The organism is uncultured Aquimonas sp. (genome assembly GCF_937888285.1).
Classification (GTDB): domain Bacteria; phylum Pseudomonadota; class Gammaproteobacteria; order Xanthomonadales; family Xanthomonadaceae; genus Aquimonas.
In genome coordinates this window covers 12,796-28,658 of record NZ_CALART010000089.1, presented here as the reverse complement: position 1 = coordinate 28,658, position 15,863 = coordinate 12,796, and the positions used below count along the sequence as shown (strand labels likewise).

At 71.2% G+C, this 15,863-nt stretch carries 11 protein-coding genes; 8 read left to right on the top strand and 3 right to left on the bottom strand.

Annotation, left to right across the window (positions count from 1 at the left end):
- The first annotated feature begins 1 nt into the window (after position 1).
- Positions 2–1,384 (top strand): tetratricopeptide repeat protein, encoded by a 1,383-nt coding sequence (locus tag Q0654_RS16140; RefSeq protein ID WP_298855784.1) that lies wholly within the window; start codon positions 2–4, stop codon positions 1,382–1,384.
- A gap of 162 nt (positions 1,385–1,546) precedes the next feature.
- On the opposite strand, the gene Q0654_RS16135 is transcribed toward Q0654_RS16140, so the two are convergent.
- A complete protein-coding gene (locus Q0654_RS16135; protein WP_298855781.1) occupies positions 1,547–2,116 on the bottom strand; it encodes a hypothetical protein in 570 nt (189 codons plus the stop codon).
- A 183-nt stretch (positions 2,117–2,299) separates the two neighbouring features.
- Here Q0654_RS16135 and Q0654_RS16130 point away from each other — a divergent pair, with 183 nt between their 5' ends.
- Positions 2,300–3,391 (top strand): ABC transporter substrate-binding protein, encoded by a 1,092-nt coding sequence (locus tag Q0654_RS16130; RefSeq protein ID WP_298855779.1) that lies wholly within the window; start codon positions 2,300–2,302, stop codon positions 3,389–3,391.
- Positions 3,381–6,632, top strand: a complete 3,252-nt coding sequence (locus tag Q0654_RS16125) for a GGDEF domain-containing phosphodiesterase (protein ID WP_298855777.1) — start codon at positions 3,381–3,383, stop codon at positions 6,630–6,632. The genes Q0654_RS16130 and Q0654_RS16125 overlap by 11 nt, the downstream gene beginning before the upstream one ends.
- Positions 6,633–6,886: 254 nt before the next feature.
- Here Q0654_RS16125 and Q0654_RS16120 read toward each other — a convergent pair whose 3' ends face one another.
- Positions 6,887–7,801 (bottom strand): ABC transporter permease subunit, encoded by a 915-nt coding sequence (locus Q0654_RS16120; protein ID WP_298855774.1) that lies wholly within the window; start codon positions 7,799–7,801, stop codon positions 6,887–6,889.
- Entirely contained in the window at positions 7,798–9,384 is a 1,587-nt protein-coding gene (locus Q0654_RS16115) for a peptide ABC transporter substrate-binding protein (RefSeq protein ID WP_298855772.1), read from the bottom strand. The genes Q0654_RS16120 and Q0654_RS16115 overlap by 4 nt, the downstream gene beginning before the upstream one ends.
- A gap of 85 nt (positions 9,385–9,469) precedes the next feature.
- Here Q0654_RS16115 and Q0654_RS16110 point away from each other — a divergent pair, with 85 nt between their 5' ends.
- The 5 genes from Q0654_RS16110 (at position 9,470) to Q0654_RS16090 (ending at position 15,766) form a co-directional block, all read left to right on the top strand.
- Positions 9,470–10,123, top strand: a complete 654-nt coding sequence (locus Q0654_RS16110) for an exopolysaccharide biosynthesis protein (protein ID WP_298855770.1) — start codon at positions 9,470–9,472, stop codon at positions 10,121–10,123.
- Between the two features lie 160 nt (positions 10,124–10,283).
- Positions 10,284–11,648 (top strand): glutamate--cysteine ligase, encoded by a 1,365-nt coding sequence (locus tag Q0654_RS16105; RefSeq protein ID WP_298855768.1) that lies wholly within the window; start codon positions 10,284–10,286, stop codon positions 11,646–11,648.
- A 302-nt stretch (positions 11,649–11,950) separates the two neighbouring features.
- The gene (locus Q0654_RS16100) at positions 11,951–13,060 is read left to right on the top strand and encodes a UPF0149 family protein (RefSeq protein WP_298855766.1); all 1,110 of its coding nucleotides are present in this window, start codon (positions 11,951–11,953) and stop codon (positions 13,058–13,060) included.
- Positions 13,061–13,082: 22 nt separating this feature from the next.
- Positions 13,083–13,772, top strand: coding sequence for a proteobacterial dedicated sortase system response regulator (gene pdsR / locus Q0654_RS16095; RefSeq protein WP_091244017.1), 690 nt, complete (start codon positions 13,083–13,085; stop codon positions 13,770–13,772).
- Between the two features lie 26 nt (positions 13,773–13,798).
- Positions 13,799–15,766, top strand: a complete 1,968-nt coding sequence (locus tag Q0654_RS16090; RefSeq protein WP_298855764.1) for an ATP-binding protein — start codon at positions 13,799–13,801, stop codon at positions 15,764–15,766.
- Positions 15,767–15,863: the final 97 nt, after the last annotated feature.

Genomic DNA, 15,863 nt, shown 5'->3' with positions numbered 1-15,863 from the left:
CGTGGACGCTTCCGCGCGGCGGGTGCGCGCGCAGCAACTGCTCGCCAGCGGGCAAGCGCAGCGGCTGCTGGAGGAGCTCAGCGACTTGCCGCTGGGTGACTTCGACGCCGATCTCGCCTATTTCCACGCGGTGGCCGCTGCCAAGTGCGGACGTCGCGATCGTGCCGAGCCGGCGCTGGCGCACTGCCTTGCGCTGGCGCCGGACCATCCCGGCGGGCGCTTCCAGCGCGCCGTGTTCGCCCAGGCCGACGGCAAGCTGCACGCGGCACGCGAGGACTTCGCCGCCGCCGCGCGCGCTGCCCCCGCCTGGGCTGAGGCCCACTACAACCTCGGCGTGATCGAAGCCGGGCTGGGCGACTTCGCCGCGGCCGAAGCCAGCTATCGGGCGGCGCTGCGGGCCCAGCCGCGCCTGCTGGCGGCCGCCAACAATCTCGCCAACCTGCTGTGCGAGCGCTCCGCTGAACAGGAAGCCATCGCGCTCATGCAGGGCGTCCTTGCCGCGGCCCCTGGGTTTGCGATCGGCTGGGCCACGCTCGGCCGCAGCCTGCTGCGGGTCCGCCAGCCCGGGCCGGCGATCGAGGCCCTGCGGCGGGCGCTGAACCTTGATGCCAGCCAGGCCGCGGCCTGGCAGAACCTTGGCGATGCCCACCAGCTGCAGGGCGACGTCACTGCTGCAGCCGAAGCCTACGCAAGGGCGTTGCAGCTTGAGCCGCAGTCCGCCGCGCTGGCCTTCAAGCTCGACACCCTGCGTGGCGCCCAGCCGGCGCGTCCACCGGATGCCTACGTCCGCGATCTGTTCGACGGCATGGCCGGGGCGTTCGACCACTGGCTGGTGGACACCCTCGGCTACCGCTTGCCCGAGCAGCTGGCGCGCTATCTGCCCGAGGCGACCGGCCTCGACGTGCTCGACCTTGGCTGCGGCACCGGGCTCGCGGCGCCTGCGCTGCGGCCGCTGGCGCGTCGTCTGGAGGGTGCGGACCTGTCGTCGAACATGCTGCGGCAGGCGGCGGCGCGCGGCCTCTACGATGCCCTGCACCAGGCTTCGCTACAGGACCTGCTGGCGCGCGAGGCGGCGTGCTGGGACCTGCTGCTGGCAGCGGACGTGTTCGTCTACGTCGGCGCGTTGGAGCCGGTGTTCGCGGCGGCCGCGCGCGCCCTGCGGCCCGGCGGCTGGCTGCTGTTCTCGATCGAGGTGGCGGCGGACGCGGAGGCGGGCGGATTCGCCTTGCAGTCGACCGGCCGCTATGGCCACAGCGCCCGCGTACTGGCCCGCCAGGCGGAGGCGCTCGGGTTCACCGTCGAACTGGATGCGCCCATCGACCTGCGGCGTGAGCGCGCGCAGATGCTGCCGGGACGGGTGATGCGCCTGCGCTTCAAGGGCTAGGGCAACGCTGAAGAATTCAGCGTTGCCGCGCGCCATGGAGGGCGCGCCCGCGGATCGAGCGCGTATGCGCTTGATCCAGCGCAAGCGAGTCCGGACATGTGCCGGACACGCGACCCCTGGTCAAGGCCAGGAGGGACTTGATCAGTCTTGCCCCAGCACGCCTCAGAACAGCTCGATGTCGTCGCCCTTGTTCTTCATCTTCTCCATGAAGTCCGCCAGCGCCTGCTGCACGCTCTTGCCGTGCAGCAGCACCGCCTCGAACATCTCGACCTCTTCCGGCATCGAGTAGCGGGCGCGGATCTTCTCCTGCAGCGCCACCCACTGGTCGGGCGTCGTCGCGCGCTGCTCGTCGCTGACCACCTCGGCCAGCCACTCCAGGCTGTGGCTGACGTGGCTGAGCCGCTGCACCAGGCGGTCGTAGAACTGGAAGGCGATGATCGACTGGTGGACCATGCCGGTCACCTGCGAGGCGGCGCCGGACATCCGACGCCGGATCTCGCCGAGCTCGCCGTCTTCCGGCAGCCGGCTCGCGTCTTCCGCGATCACGCCCATGTGCTTGGCCATGATGGTGAAGGTGTCGGTGAGCACCTCGACCGAGCTGTCGCTGTCGCGCATCGCGCCTTCGATCTGGCCGACCGCGAGCTCCATCATCAGCACCGTCTCGCGCATCTTGTCCCAGTTCGGGTCGGGGATCCGCACGCGGGTGCCGCGGGGCTCGGCGGGTGCACTCATGTCACGACTCCTGGATCGATGGACGGCTGGATCGATGGACGGGCGGCCGACGTTCGGCCTTGCCGCGCTGGGGCGGTGTGGTCGGAAAGCAAGTCCTGTACCGTCGTGCGGCCTGCGCGCCGACGCCCGCGGAGCAGCGCGCCCGGCATGCACGGATGCAACGCCGCTGCGGAAATTTGCGGCATGTGGCTTGCACCTCGGCAGGCTTTCCCGAACCCGGAAGTCCGCGGCGTGCGCGAGTCCCGCTCCCACCACCAGCCCGACCCGCCGCTCGCGCCGCAGCGGCGCGAGCGCCGGATCGGCCTGCTGGCGACCCTGGCCGTCCTCGGCATCGTCGGGCTGCTGGCCGTGGTCGCCAGCGCACCACCCCCGCATCCGCCGCTGGTGGTGGCCGTGGGGCCGTGGCTGGGCTACGACCCGCTGGTCCTGTTGCGCGAACAGGAGCGCCTGCCGCCTGGCATGCGTCTGGTCGAGCTGCCTTCGGCCACCGACACCCTCGGCGCGCTCGGCGATGGCCGCGTCGATGCCGCTGCCGTCACCCTCGACGAAGCCCTGCGCCTGCGCGCGCGCCTGCACGACCTGCGGGTGATCGCGGTGCTCTCGGAATCGCGCGGTGCCGATGGCGTGGTCCTGCGCGCGGGTCTCGATCCTGCCGTCGGCCTTGCGGGGCGGCGGATCCTGGTGGAGGACAGTGCGGTCGGAGGCCTGGTGCTGGCGGCGGCCCTCAAGGCCGAGGGTCTGGACGCGAGGCAGGTGCGGCCGGTCGAGGTGCGCGCACAGCATCTGGCGCGGCGCTGGGCCGATGCCGATGTCGATGCCATCGTTGCCTATGAGCCCCTGCTCAGCCGTCTGGTTGGCGAGGGCCACATCCTGCTGCACAGCACGCGCGAACTCACCGGCCTGGTCTACGACGTGCTGGTCGTGCGCGAAGCCGTCCTGCTTGAACGTGAGCGCGAGCTGCGGCAGCTGCTGGTGGCCTGGGATCAGGCGGTGGCGCCGTTTGCTGCAGGCGATGCGCTGCCGCTGGATCGGCTGGTGCCCGGCACGGGCTTGAGCGAGAACGAGTACCGGCGGGCCCTGGATGGCATCGACTTTCTTGCGGCAGCGCGCAGCCAGGCCCTGCTGTCCGGCGCGGATACCGCCCTGCAGCGACTGCTGCCACGGTTCGCGACGCTGCTGCAGCTGCCGCAGGCTCCGTCGACGCCGCAGGCGGGCGGTCTGCTGATGCCAGGCGTGCAGCCGCAGTCGACCGGGACCTCGCGCGATGGTCGCTGAGCGCGGACTGCGTCGCCTGCTGAGCCATTGGCCGGCACGCTTCAGCCTGCCGCTGGTGCTGAGCGCGCTGTGTGCGGTCGCGCTGCTGCTGATGTTCAACCTGCGCAGCGGACAGGCCACGCAGCACGCCCGCGCCGAGATGCGGCAGGACCTCGGCGAGCTCGCCAACCTCACCGCACGCCGCCTGGACAGCTACGCCGAGCTCGGCGACAACGGCGGCGCGCGCGGCATCGTCACCCGCCTCGGCCTGTATGCGCTGGTGGTCGAAGCCTGGCAGCTGGATGCGTCCGGCCGGGTGGTGCACAGCCTGCGTCGCTCCGATACCGGTCGACCCTTCGAAGAGGTGCGGCAGCGCCTGCCCGATCCGCTGCTCACCCTGCTGTCCGGATGGGATGCGGCGAGACTGGACCAGGGCGCCAGCCAGGTGCACGGCACCCTGCGCCTGCAGGTCGAGCCGGTGCTGGTGCGCAGCGATCCGCCCGAGCGCGGTCTGCTCGTGCTGATTGGCGACAGCGCGGCGGCCGAGGCCGAAGCGCACTGGAACCTGCGCCGGGTGTTCCGCACCGAGGCGCTGATCCTCGGCGTCGCGGCGATCTTCGCCTGGTGGTGGCTGCGACTGCAGCTGCTCGACCGCAGCGCGCGCCTGCAGTCCGCCGCCGAGGCCCTGCGCAGCGGCCACGTGCCCCTGTCGTCCGAGGTCGGTGGTCGCGATGAGCTGGGCGCCATCGGCCGTGCCTTGGACGCCGGCTTCGCCCGCCTTCGCCGTCATCAATCGATCCAGCAGCTCGCCCTGGCCAGCAGTCGTTGCCTGGTCGAGGAGCGGCCGCTGCCCGAGCGCCTGCAGACCGTCTGCGAGCTGCTGGTGCAAAGCAAGGCTTTCCATGCGGCGCGCATCCTTGCCGAGGATCCCGCAGCCACGCCGCTGTTCGGCGCCGGCCAGCTGCCGGGCCCGGGCAACGAGGTCTGGCGCTTCCCGATGCAGGTCTTCAGCATCGGCGATTCCTTGGAGCCCGCCACGCTTGAGGCCTGGCCCAGCGAGGCCGGACACGGCGAGCACGACTGGAAGCCGGCGCTCGAAGTGCTGGCGCGCGACCTGGAGCAGCAGATCGCGCGGCTGCGCGCCGAGCACGCCCGGCGCGGCGCCGAGCGCCGCGAGCGGCTGGCGATGGACGCAGCCGAACTTGGGGCCTGGCAGCTGGAGCTGGCGCCGCCGCGGGTTCGCCTGTCGGCGCGGGCGGCGAGCATGCTGGGTGCGAGCGAGCTGGACCTGCCCGCCCTCATTGACGGCCACGCGGCCGCCAGCGCCAGCATCGAGTTCGGGCAGTCGCGCGACGGCAGTCCGGACCCACTGTTCCTGCTGGAACGCCTGCTGCACCCCGATGACGCGCAGCGACTGCGCAGCCGCCTGCGCCCCGGCGAGCCCTGTCCCAGCCTGCTCGACGAGGAGTTCCGCGTCGGCAGCGAAGGCGGCTACCGCTGGCTGCTCGGTCGCGGCACCGTGGTCGAACGCGATGCCGCAGGCCACCCCCGCGCGCTGGCCGGCGTGCTGATCGACATCGATGCGCGCAAGCGCGCGGAGTCGGCGCTGCGGCTCGCCAGCGAGGTCTTCGAAAGCAGCCAGCTCGGCATCCTGATCTGCAGCGCCGACGGCCTGATCATCGATGTCAACGCCGCCTTCGAGAGCATCACCGGCTACCCGCGTGAGCAGGTGCTGGGGCGCTCGCCCAAGCTGCTCTCGTCTGGCCAGCATCCGCCGGACTTCTACCGTGCGATGTGGACCGAGCTGCGCGTGCGCGGCCGCTGGGACGGCGAGATCTGGAACCGCCGCGCCGACGGCAGCGTGTATCCGCAGTGGTTGACCATCACCCGCGTCGACGACGCCGAAGGCCAGCCGCTGCACTACATCGGCCAGTTCGTCGAGACCTCGGACCGCAAGGCCTTCGAATCGCGGATCGAGTATCTCGGCGCCCACGACCTGCTGACCGGACTGCCGCGCCGCGAGCGGCTGATGCAGGCGCTGCAGGCGGAGCTGCAGTCCGGTGGCTCGGGCGTGGTGCTGATGCACGTCGACATCGACCGCTTCCGCCAGATCAACGAGTCGCTGGGCTATGCCGCCGGCGACCTGCTGCTGCGGGCGGTGCCGACCCGGCTGGCGCGCGTGCTGCCCGCCGAAGCCTGGGTGTCGCGGATCAGCGCCGACGAGTTCCTGGTGCTGGCGCCGGCCGCTGGATCCGTGGATGCGCAGGCGCTGGCCATGCGGGTCCACGCCGCCCTGTGCGAGCCGATCGAGGTCGATGGCCGTGAGCTGGTGCTTGGCATCAGCCTCGGCTTCGCCCTCGGTCCCCAGGACAGCGCCGATGCCGAGGGCCTGGCCCGCGCCGCAGAGCTCGCGCTCGGCGCTGCACAGATGGCCGGGCGCAACCTGGTGCAGGCCTTCCGCAGCGAGTTCACCGGGCGCAGCCTGCAGGCGCTGACGCTCGAATCCGAGATGCGCGCCGGCCTGCAGCGCGGCGAGTTCTTCGTGGTCTACCAGGCGCAGATCGATCTGCGCACGGATGCACTGGCCGGCTATGAGGCGCTGGTGCGCTGGCGGCATCCCCAGCGCGGCCTGATCTCGCCGGCCGAGTTCATCCCGCTGGCGGAAGACACCGGCCTGATCGTGCCGCTGGGGGAATTCGTGCTGCGCGAGGCCTGTGCCGCGGCGATGCGCCTGCGCGCGAGCGGCCTGCCGGCGGTGCCGGTGTCGGTCAATGTCTCGACCCTGCAGTTCAAGCGCGAGGATTTCGAGGCGACGGTCGAGGCCGTGCTCAGCGACAGCGGCCTGGCGGCGGAAGCGCTGGAGCTGGAGCTCACCGAGTCGGTGCTGATGGACCATGCCGAGGCCGTGCTGCGGCGTCTCGATCGCCTGCGCGCACGCGGCCTGAAGCTCGCCATCGACGACTTCGGCACCGGCTTCTCATCGCTGGCCTACCTGGGTCGGCTGCGGCCGGACCGCCTCAAGATCGACCAGAGCTTCGTGCGCGGCATGGGCCGCTCGGTCACCAGCCAGGGCGTGGTCAAGGCGATCCTCGCGCTGGCCGAGGAGTTCGGCCTCGCCACTGTCGCCGAGGGCGTCGAAACCCACGAGGAAGCCGCAGTGCTGCGCGCGCTCGGCTGCGACGCCGGCCAGGGCTACCTGTTCGCCCGACCGCAGGAGGAGCACCTGCTGCGCTGGCCGCTTGAACCCCCCGCTCAGGGCTAGGACCGGCTCGGCGCCACGTCGCCCTGAGTCAACGCCCTCTCATAGGGTGGGCCCTGGGCCACCATGGGCTCCACCCTCGCCTCGGTTTCGCCAATTCGCTGCGTTGCTCGAAGCGAAGAACATGAGCGTGCGCTCAGCCGCGCGGGCAGCCGAATCGCGGCTGCCATACCGCGAGCCCTGGCCCACCGTTGCACCGAAGTGCGTGCGCGCAAGCGTTTTGTGTCGGCCGAGCTTGTGGTGGGCCAGGGCGCACCCTATGACTCGCGCTGTTCGATGCGCGCACGCAGGCCGTCGACCGCTGCGTTGACCAGCACGATACCGACGCCGACCGTCGCCACCACGCCCAGCACCAGGGTGTAGTCGCGATTGAGGGCGCCCTGCACGAAATAGCGCCCCAGCCCCGGCAGGCCGAAGATCTGCTCGACCACCGCCGAGCCGCTCAGCAGGTTGATCGCCGCCGGCGCGATCCAGGCCAGCAGCGGCAGCAGGGCCACCGGCGCTGCGTGCCGCAGCAGAAGGCTCGACGAGGGCAGGCCGCGTGCCCGCGCCGCGCGGTACCAGTCGGACTCCCAGGCTTCGAGCAGGCCCGCACGCACCAGCCGCGCCGCGTAGGCGAGGTTGGGCAGGCTGAGCGCCAGCACCGGCAACACCAGTTGATCGATTCGCCCCCAGCCACCGGCCGGCAGCAACTTCAGCAGCACGGCGAACAGCAGCACCAGCAGCGGCGCGACCACGTACTTCGGTAGCGCGAGGCCAAGACCCGATACGCCCATCAGCAGGCGATCCGGCCAGCGCCCGTGCGCCCGCGCTGCCAGCCAGCCCAGCGGCAGGGCCAGTGCGATCGCCAGCAGCAGGGCGAGGCCGCCGGTGATCAGTGTCACCGGCAGGGCCTGCAGGATCAGGTCGCCGACTTGCTGGTCGGGATAGGTGAAGCTCGGCCCCAGATCGCCGCGCAGCAGGCCGCCGAACCAGTCGACGTACTGTTGCCACAGCGGCGCATCGAGCCGATAGGCCTGGGCCAGTGCGGCTTCGATCTCGGGCGGTGCCGCGCGCTCGCCGTCGAAGGGCCCGCCCGGCGCCAGCCGCAGCAGCACGAAGCACAGACTGAGCAGCAGCCACAGGGTCAGCGCGGCTTCCAGGAGGCGTGAGGCGAGGCGCGGCAGCTTCATTCGGCGAAGCGCAGGAAGCGGCTGGGTTGGCGGTCCAGCGGGTTCGGCTCGAAGCCGCGCAGGCGCGGGCTGACCAGATGCTTCGAGGTGTAGAAGTACAGCGGCACGATCGGATAGGCGTCGAGCAGACGCGCCTCGGCTTCGCCGCGCAGGCGTGCGCGCGCATCCGGATCGCTGGCCGCGCGCGCCGCGCCGAGCAGGCGCTCGTACCCGGCGTCGGCATAGCCGCTCCAGTTCAGCGGGCTGCCGGGGGCGAACAGGTCGAGGAAGCTGCCGGCGTCGTCGTAGTCGGCGATCCAGCCGCCGCGGAAGACCTCGGTCACGCGGCGCTGCCGGCGATTGGCCACGAACACCTTCCACTCCTCGTTGCGCAATTCGGTGATCACCCCGAGCTGCTCGCGCCACATCGCCGCCACCGCCAGCGCGACGCGGCGATGCACGGTCGAGGTGTTGTAGCGCAGCGTGAGTCGCGCCGGGTTCTCCGCCGAGTAGCCGGCCTCTGCATAGGCCGCACGGGCGCGCTCAAGCCGCTGTTGGGGCGTCCACCGCGTCCACTCGGGCTCGACGGGGCTGTGCCCGCGCACGCCCGGCGGCACCAGGGTGTAGGCGGGCGCTTCGCCCATGCCCGTCACTGCGCGCACCAGCAGCTCGCGGTCGAGGCTGAGGTTCAGCGCTTCGCGCAGAGCTTTGGAATCGAGAGGCGCGCGCTCGATGTTCAGGCCCAGAAAGAACACGCCGAGGTAGGGGCTGATGCGAAGCTCGTCGCCGAAGCGCGCGCGCAGCCGGTCCAGCCGGCCCGGCGGCACCGTCTCGGTGATGTGCAGATCACCGGCGGCGTAGCGCTTGAGTTCGCTGGCAGCATCCTCGGTGACGTGGAAGCGCACGCGCTCGATGGCTGCGGGCGTGTGGAAGTGCGGATTGCGCGTGAGCGTGATCATCGACTGCGGCCGCCATGCTTCGAGAGCGTAGGCGCCGTTGCCGATCAGCCGGCCCGGCTGGGTGTGGCCGCTGCCGTGGGCCTCGACGGCGTCGATGCGCAGCGGAAACGCGATCGGCAGGGTCAGGCGCGGCAGCAGGTCGATGGGTTCCTGCAGGCGGATGCGCAGGGTCCGCGCGTCGAGGGCCTCGACGCCGAGCGCGTCCGGCGGCGCCCGGCCTGACTGCACCTCGGCGGCGTTCTCGATCGCGTACAGCAGCGGCGCCAGCGGCGCGGCGGTGGCCGGATCGAAGGCGCGGCGGAAGCTGGAAGCCACCTGCGCGGCATCAATGGCCTGGCCATCGCTCCAGCGCGCGTGCTCGCGCAGGGTGAAGGTCCACGCGAGCCCATCCTCGCTGCGCTGCCAGATCTCGGCGAGGCCGGGGATCAGGGCGCCCTGCGCGTCTTCCGCGACCAGGCCCTCGTACAGATCGCGCAGCACGTTGGCGCAGGCAATCTCCTGGCAGCGATGGGCGTCCAGCGTCGAAGGCTCGGGGCCATTGCCGCGCTCCAGCGTCTCCGCGGCCACGGCCTGCGCGGCGCGAGCGGGCAGGGCCCAGGCGAGCAGCAGGGCGAAGGCAGCAATGCAGGAGCGGGGTGGGCGCATCGGCGAGGTCGGGAGGCTTCCATGAGGGGCTGCTAAGCTCGCGGCCCCGCGCGATCTTCCGCGCGCTGCGCATGATGGCATTCCCTTGAGTCCGACTTCTTCCTCCACAGTCGCCGATGATTCCGCCAGCCTCGCCGAACAGCTGCAGGCCCTGATCGATGGCCTGCCCGACGAGGGCCTCGCGCTCGGCGTGCTGCTGGATGCGGTCGGCGACGAAGGCCTGCTGCTGCTCAGCCTGCTGCTGGTGCTGGTGTTCCTGATCCCGGTGTCGATCCCCGGCGTCAGCACGGTGTTCGGCGCGGCCATCCTGCTGGTGGGCCTGAGCCGGCTGTCGGGCCGGCCGCTGTGGATTCCGGCGCGGCTGAAGCAGCGCCAGCTGCCGGCCGAGCGCGTGCGCGCCGGTTTGAGCTCGGGCCTGGTCTGGGTGCATCGGCTGGAGCGCATCAGCCGCCCGCATCGCCTGGGCAGGATCGCCGACGGCCGCGGCATGCACCTGCTCAACAACCTCGCCTTCATCAGCGCGGCCCTGCTGCTGATGGCGCCCTTCGGCTTCGTGCCCTTCAGCAATACCCTGCCGGCGCTGGCCCTGCTGTTCTATGCGGTCGGCCTGATCCAGCGCGATGGCCTGGCCATCCTGATCGGCCATGTCGCCCAGATCGCCACCGTGATCTACTTCGGCGTGCTGATCGGTGCGGGCGGCCTGGCGCTGGGGCAGCTCTGGCAGAAGCTGGGCGGCTGAAGCGCAGGCGGCCTCGCTGCCGCTTCACGCAGCCGCGCGCAGTGTGCGCGCCGCTTGTGCGGCGGCCCGGCCGGCCCCACCTGCCAGCATTCGGCGGACGCAGTGCGCCCGCCACCGCCTCGGCCATGTGCCGGGGCCCATCGCACCCAAGGAGTCCCGCGTGTCCAGCCCCAGCAGCGCGCACGGTTCACGGATCGAATCCAAGCAGCAGCTCATCGACGACCTCGCCGCCGGCAACAAGCCGCGCGAGGCCTGGCGCATCGGCACCGAGCACGAGAAGTTCGGCTTCCGCCTCTCCGACCTGCGCCCGCCCACCTACGAGGGCCCGCAGGGCATCCGCGCCGTGCTCGAGGGCCTGGCCCAGTTCGGCTGGACGCCGGTGCTCGAAGGCGGGCACCTGATCGCGCTGAAGAAGGACGGCGCCTCGGTGACGCTGGAGCCCGCCGGCCAGCTTGAACTGTCCGGTGCGCCGCTGGAGAACCTGCACCAGACCTGTCGCGAAACCGCCGGCCATCTCGGTGAGTTGAAGATCGTGTCCGATCGCCTCGGCATCGGCTTCTTCGGCATGGGTTTCCAGCCGAAGTGGACCCGCGAGGACATGCCCTGGATGCCCAAGGGCCGCTACAAGATCATGCGCGAGTACATGCCGAAAGTGGGCGGCCTCGGTCTCGACATGATGACCCGCACCTGCACCGTGCAGGTCAACCTCGACTTCGCTTCCGAAGCTGACATGGTCAAGAAGTTCCGGGTCTCGCTGGCGCTGCAGCCGATCGCCACCGCGCTGTTCGCCGACTCGCCCTTCCGCGAGGGCCAGCCCAACGGTTTCCTGAGCTACCGCTCGCACATCTGGACCGACACCGATCCCGATCGCACCGGCATGCTCGACTTCGTGTTCGAGGACGGCTTCGGCTTCGAGCGCTACGTCGACTACCTGCTCGATGTGCCGATGTACTTCGTCTACCGCGAGGGCCGCTACATCGACGCTGCGGGCCTGAGCTTCCGCGACTTCCTGCGCGGCGAACTCAGCGTGTTGCCGGGCGAGAAGCCAACCCTGAGCGACTGGGGCGATCACCTCACCACCGCGTTTCCGGAAGTGCGACTGAAGCGCTACCTGGAAATGCGCGGCGCCGACGCCGGCCCCTGGAGCCGGCTGTGCGCGCTGCCGGCGTTCTGGACCGGCCTGCTGTACGACGACACCGCGCTGGATGCCGCCTGGGACCTGGTCCGCGACTTCAGCATGGAGGAGCGCAACGCCCTGCGCGACGGCGTGCCGCGGCAGGCGCTGAAGCTGCCCTTCCGCAATTCCAACCTGCTGGAGCTCGCCCGCGAGTCGCTGAAGATCGCCGCCCACGGCCTGCAGCGCCGCGCGCGTCTCAACTGCAACGGCGTCGACGAGCGCATCTATCTCGAATCCCTGATCGAGATCGTCGACAGCGGCCAGACCGCCGCCGAGCGCAAGCTCGAACGCTTCCACGGCGAGTGGGGCGGCTCGGTGGATCCGCTGTTCCGGGAGTATGCGTATTGAGCCGGGATTCGGGATTCGGGATTGGGGATTCGTAAGAGCCGAGGATTCCATTCTGCGTCGATGCTTCATCCGCTCGCGCGATCTTGACCGAGGGGGTGCTGGCTGCAATGCCTGCCGTGGGTTGAAGTACAGAGCTGTTCGTATCGATGCGCTCAACCTTGCGCAGGCTTCGCCTGCTCACAGTGTTGAGTCGACCGGCTCCTAACGAATCCCGAATCCCCAATCTCGAATCCCACGCCGCAGACGCCGCCAGGCGCCTGCGGCGTTACCATGTCGACCCCAGCATTCCAAAGGCCGACACCATGCCCTCGATCACGCCGCCCAACGCGCCGTTCTCCGACGCCGACTTCGAGCGCCTGGATGATCTGCTGTGGGATGGGGCGGTGCCGCGCGACGGCATGAACCTGGAAGCGGTCGATGGCTTCTTCAGCGCGCTGTTCGTGTCGCCGGTCGCGGTCGACATCGAGGAGGTGCTGCCGGGCATCTGGGGCGGTGGCGATGCGCCCTTCGAGGACGCCGCCCGCAACGAAGAGCTGCGCAGCCTGCTGCTGGCCTTCTGGCGTTCGGTCGGGCGCCGTATCGCGCAGACCGATCTCGACGACGCCAGCGCGCACATCCCCGCCATCCAGCTGAGCGAGGCGCTGTTCGAGGCGGTCAGCGAGAGCCGTCTGGACACGTTGGAAGACGACACGCCCTACGGCGCCGACTGGGCCGCCGGCTTCGAGTACGGCATGTACCTGCAGCAGGAGGCCTGGGACGCGCGCCTGGAGGCCGACCCCGATCTCGAGGAAGCGCTCAGCGTGATCTTCGCCCTGACCGAGCCCGGGGACGAGGAGTTCGACGAGGCCGACCTCGAGGATGATCTCGAAGACGATGATTTCGAGGACGTCGACGCGCTTGAAGGCGAGACGCAGGCCAAGGAACTCGAAGCGCTGTCGCCCGAGGATTTCGAAGCGGCGATGCGCGATCCCGAGCTGGCGCGCACCGCGCGCCTGATCGAGCAGGCCGGCGTACCCGACACCCAGGTGCGCGCGGCGCTGGACGAGATCCTCAACGTGGTGCGCGGCGGTGATCCGGTGCCGGGCAGCCCGATCACCCGCGAAGGCATCGACGCCTCGCTGCGCGAGGTCATGGCCGAGCCCGATTCCGAGGATGAGGACTTCGACGACGAGGACTTCGACGACGGAACCTTCGATGACGAGGAGATGCTGGCGCCGCTGACCCCGGCCGAACGCCTGCAGCTGATCATGGACCTGCCGGGTGTGCTGCAGACACTGCACTTCGTGCGCCTGGAGGAGCTGAAGCCGCAGCCGGCGCGCCGCGAGTCCGAGATCGGGCGCAACGATCCCTGCCCCTGCGGCAGCGGCAAGAAGTACAAGAAGTGCCACGGCGCGCCCGACGCGCTGCACTGAAGGCCACGCAAGGACGCCGCCCATGTCGCGCACCATCGCCATCGTCGAGGATGAGCCGGCCATCCGCGCCAACTACATCGACGCGCTGAGCCGCTACGGCTATCAGGTGCACGGTTTCGCCAGCCGTCCGGAGGCGCGTGCCGCCTTCGCGCTCAAGCTGCCGGACCTGGTGCTGATCGACGTCGGCCTCGGCGACGAGCCCGAGGGTGGCTTCGAGCTCTGCCGCGAGCTGCGCACCCGCGCGCCGACCCTGCCGATCCTGTTCCTGACCGCGCGCGATGCCGATATCGACGTGATCTCCGGCTTGCGCCTGGGCGCCGACGACTACCTCAGCAAGGACATCTCGCTGCCGCAGCTCACCGCCCGCGTCGCTGCGCTGTTCCGCCGCATCGACGCGATGCGCTCGCCGGCCGCGCGCGACACCGTGTTCACTCTGCGCGGTCTGCGTCTTGAGCTGGAGCGCATGCAGGTCAGCTGGAACGGGGAGTCGGTGCCGCTCACCGTCACCGAGTTCTGGATCGTGCACGCGCTGGCCCGCCACCCCGGCCACGTGCGCTCGCGCGAGCAGCTGATGCGCGAGGCCGAGGTCGTGGTCGACGAGGCCACGATCACCTCGCACATCAAGCGCATCCGCAAGAAGTTCGAGGCCATCGACGCGAAGTTCGACGAGGTCGACACCGTGCACGGCGCCGGCTACCGCTGGCGGCCGTGATGGTCCACACGTTCCGCGCCTGAACCATGCGCCTGCGCCAGCAGCTGGTGCTGCTCGCCGCCGCCGCGCTGGCCCTGCCGGCCGCCGGCTGGGTGCTGGTGCGCGAGCTGGAAGCGCAGCTGCGCCGCGGCCAGGAAGCCCAGCAGACCGCCACCCTCGAAGTGATGGGCAGCGCCATCGAGCGCGCCCTGCTGCGCGACCCCGGCCTGCTGCCGCTGGCGCCCGGCGGCCTCAACGTGCCGGCGCATGCAGGTCCGATCGAGATCGACGGCTACGACAGCGAATGGACGCAGCCGGCGGCCGCGGCGCGCGTGCTCGACGGCGGCGGGCGCCTGCGCCTGCGGGCCGCGCGCAGCGAGCAGGCCCTGCACCTGCTGATCGAGGTCGACGACGCCAGCCGCGTGCGCGCCGAGGCGACCCAGCCGGAGGCGCAGTACTCGGACCGCGTCGAGCTGGATCTCGATACGCCCGAGGGCAGGGCGCGCCTGCGGCTTGCCAACAGCGCTCCTGGCGCGCTGTCGGTACAGGGCCTGGGCGGCCCTGCGCCGCGCCTCAGCGGCTACTGGCAGGAGGACGCGCGCGGCTACCGCATCGAGCTGCGCCTGCCGCCGGGGCTGCGGCCGCTGGCGCTGGGCGTGCAGGCGATCGACCACGCGCGTCCCGGCGAGGCCGGCCAGCGGCTCGGCGACGGCCTGCTGCGGCCGCTGCGCGAGCCCGAGCCCGCGCTGGGCGAACTGCTGGCGGCGCTGTGCCCGCTGGCCCACGTCTGCGAGCTTCAGGACGCCGAAGGCCAGGGTCTGCTGCAGGTCGGTGAACTCGCCGCCGACGCCGGCCAGGTGTCCGGCTGGCGACGCCTGTTCACCGCCGTGGTCGGCGGCATCGAGCCGATCGACACGGAGGCCGTCATGGACGGCGCAGAGGGGGCTGCGTCCGCGCGCTGGCGCGCAATCGAGGACGGCAACCGGCTGCAGCTGTCGACGCGGGCGCGCCTGCAGATCGAGGCCGAGGCGCGCGGCGTGCTGGTGCTGCGCCAGGCCAGCGCAGCCCTGCTGCTGGCCGACCGCGCCCTGCTGCGCGTGCTCGCCGTCAGCCTGGCCGTGATCCTGCTGTTGGCGGGCCTGCTCTACGTGTTCGCCGGGCGGCTGTCGGCCCGCATCCGCCGCCTCTCGCAGCAGGCTGAGGCAGCGCTGGCCCGCGGTGGTGCCGATGCCGCGCGCGGCTTCGAGCGCAGCGCTGCGGTCGACGAGCTCGGCGAGCTCTCGCGCAGCTTCGGCACCCTGCTCGACGAGGTCGCCGGCTACACCGCCTACCTGCGCAGCCTGGCCGGCACCCTGTCGCATGAACTGCACACGCCGCTGGCGGTGGTGCGCGGCTCGCTCGACAACCTCGAAGCCCAGGGCCTGCCTGAAGCGAGCCGCGTCTATCTCGACCGCGCCCGCGCCGGCAGCGAGCGGCTGGCGGCGATCGTGCGCGCGATGGGCGAAAGCTCGCGCATCGAGCGCGCCATCACCAGCGCCGAGCCGGAGGACTTCGACCTCGCCGCGCTGGTGCGCGCCTGCGGCGAGGGCTATCGCGAGCTGCTGGCGCCGCGCCTGCTCGCGGTGCGGGTGCCGGCCCAGTCTGTGCCCTTCCATGGCGCGCCCGACCTGATCGTTCAGGCCCTCGACAAACTGGTCGACAATGCGCGCAGCTTCTGTCCGCCCGAGGGCGAGATCCGCATCGAGCTGGGTGGCGGCGTGCAGGGCCCGCGCCTCGCCGTCGCCAACACCGGCCCGACGCTGGCGCCAGGCCGCCACGAGAAGCTGTTCGACGCCCTGGTCAGCCAGCGTCCGCGCGGTGCGGCCGCCGGCAGCGCGCCGCATCTCGGCCTCGGACTGCACATCGTGAGGCTGGTGGCGGAGCGCCATGCCGGCAGCGCGCGTGCGGCCAACCTCGCCGACGGCAGCGGCGTCGAGTTCACGATCGAGCTGCGCGGCATGCCGAGGGCGCGTTGAGGGGCTCGAATGCGCCGGATGCAGCGCAGGCTTCCGACCCTTCTGCCCGCAAGGGTGTGCCTGGAATGCGTGACCTCGGCGTAGGGTGCGCCCGTGG

What these genes read in the sequence shown, in the direction of transcription:
- Q0654_RS16135 (WP_298855781.1), bottom strand. Translation starts at nt 2,116, where the DNA reads ATGAGTGCACCCGCCGAGCCCCGCGGCACCCGCGTGCGGATCCCCGAC.
- Q0654_RS16130 (WP_298855779.1), top strand. Translation starts at nt 2,300, where the DNA reads ATGTGGCTTGCACCTCGGCAGGCTTTCCCGAACCCGGAAGTCCGCGGC.
- Q0654_RS16125 (WP_298855777.1), top strand. Translation starts at nt 3,381, where the DNA reads ATGGTCGCTGAGCGCGGACTGCGTCGCCTGCTGAGCCATTGGCCGGCA.
- Q0654_RS16120 (WP_298855774.1), bottom strand. Translation starts at nt 7,801, where the DNA reads ATGAAGCTGCCGCGCCTCGCCTCACGCCTCCTGGAAGCCGCGCTGACC.
- Q0654_RS16115 (WP_298855772.1), bottom strand. Translation starts at nt 9,384, where the DNA reads ATGCGCCCACCCCGCTCCTGCATTGCTGCCTTCGCCCTGCTGCTCGCC.
- Q0654_RS16100 (WP_298855766.1), top strand. Translation starts at nt 11,951, where the DNA reads ATGCCCTCGATCACGCCGCCCAACGCGCCGTTCTCCGACGCCGACTTC.
- pdsR (WP_091244017.1), top strand. Translation starts at nt 13,083, where the DNA reads ATGTCGCGCACCATCGCCATCGTCGAGGATGAGCCGGCCATCCGCGCC.
- Q0654_RS16090 (WP_298855764.1), top strand. Translation starts at nt 13,799, where the DNA reads ATGCGCCTGCGCCAGCAGCTGGTGCTGCTCGCCGCCGCCGCGCTGGCC.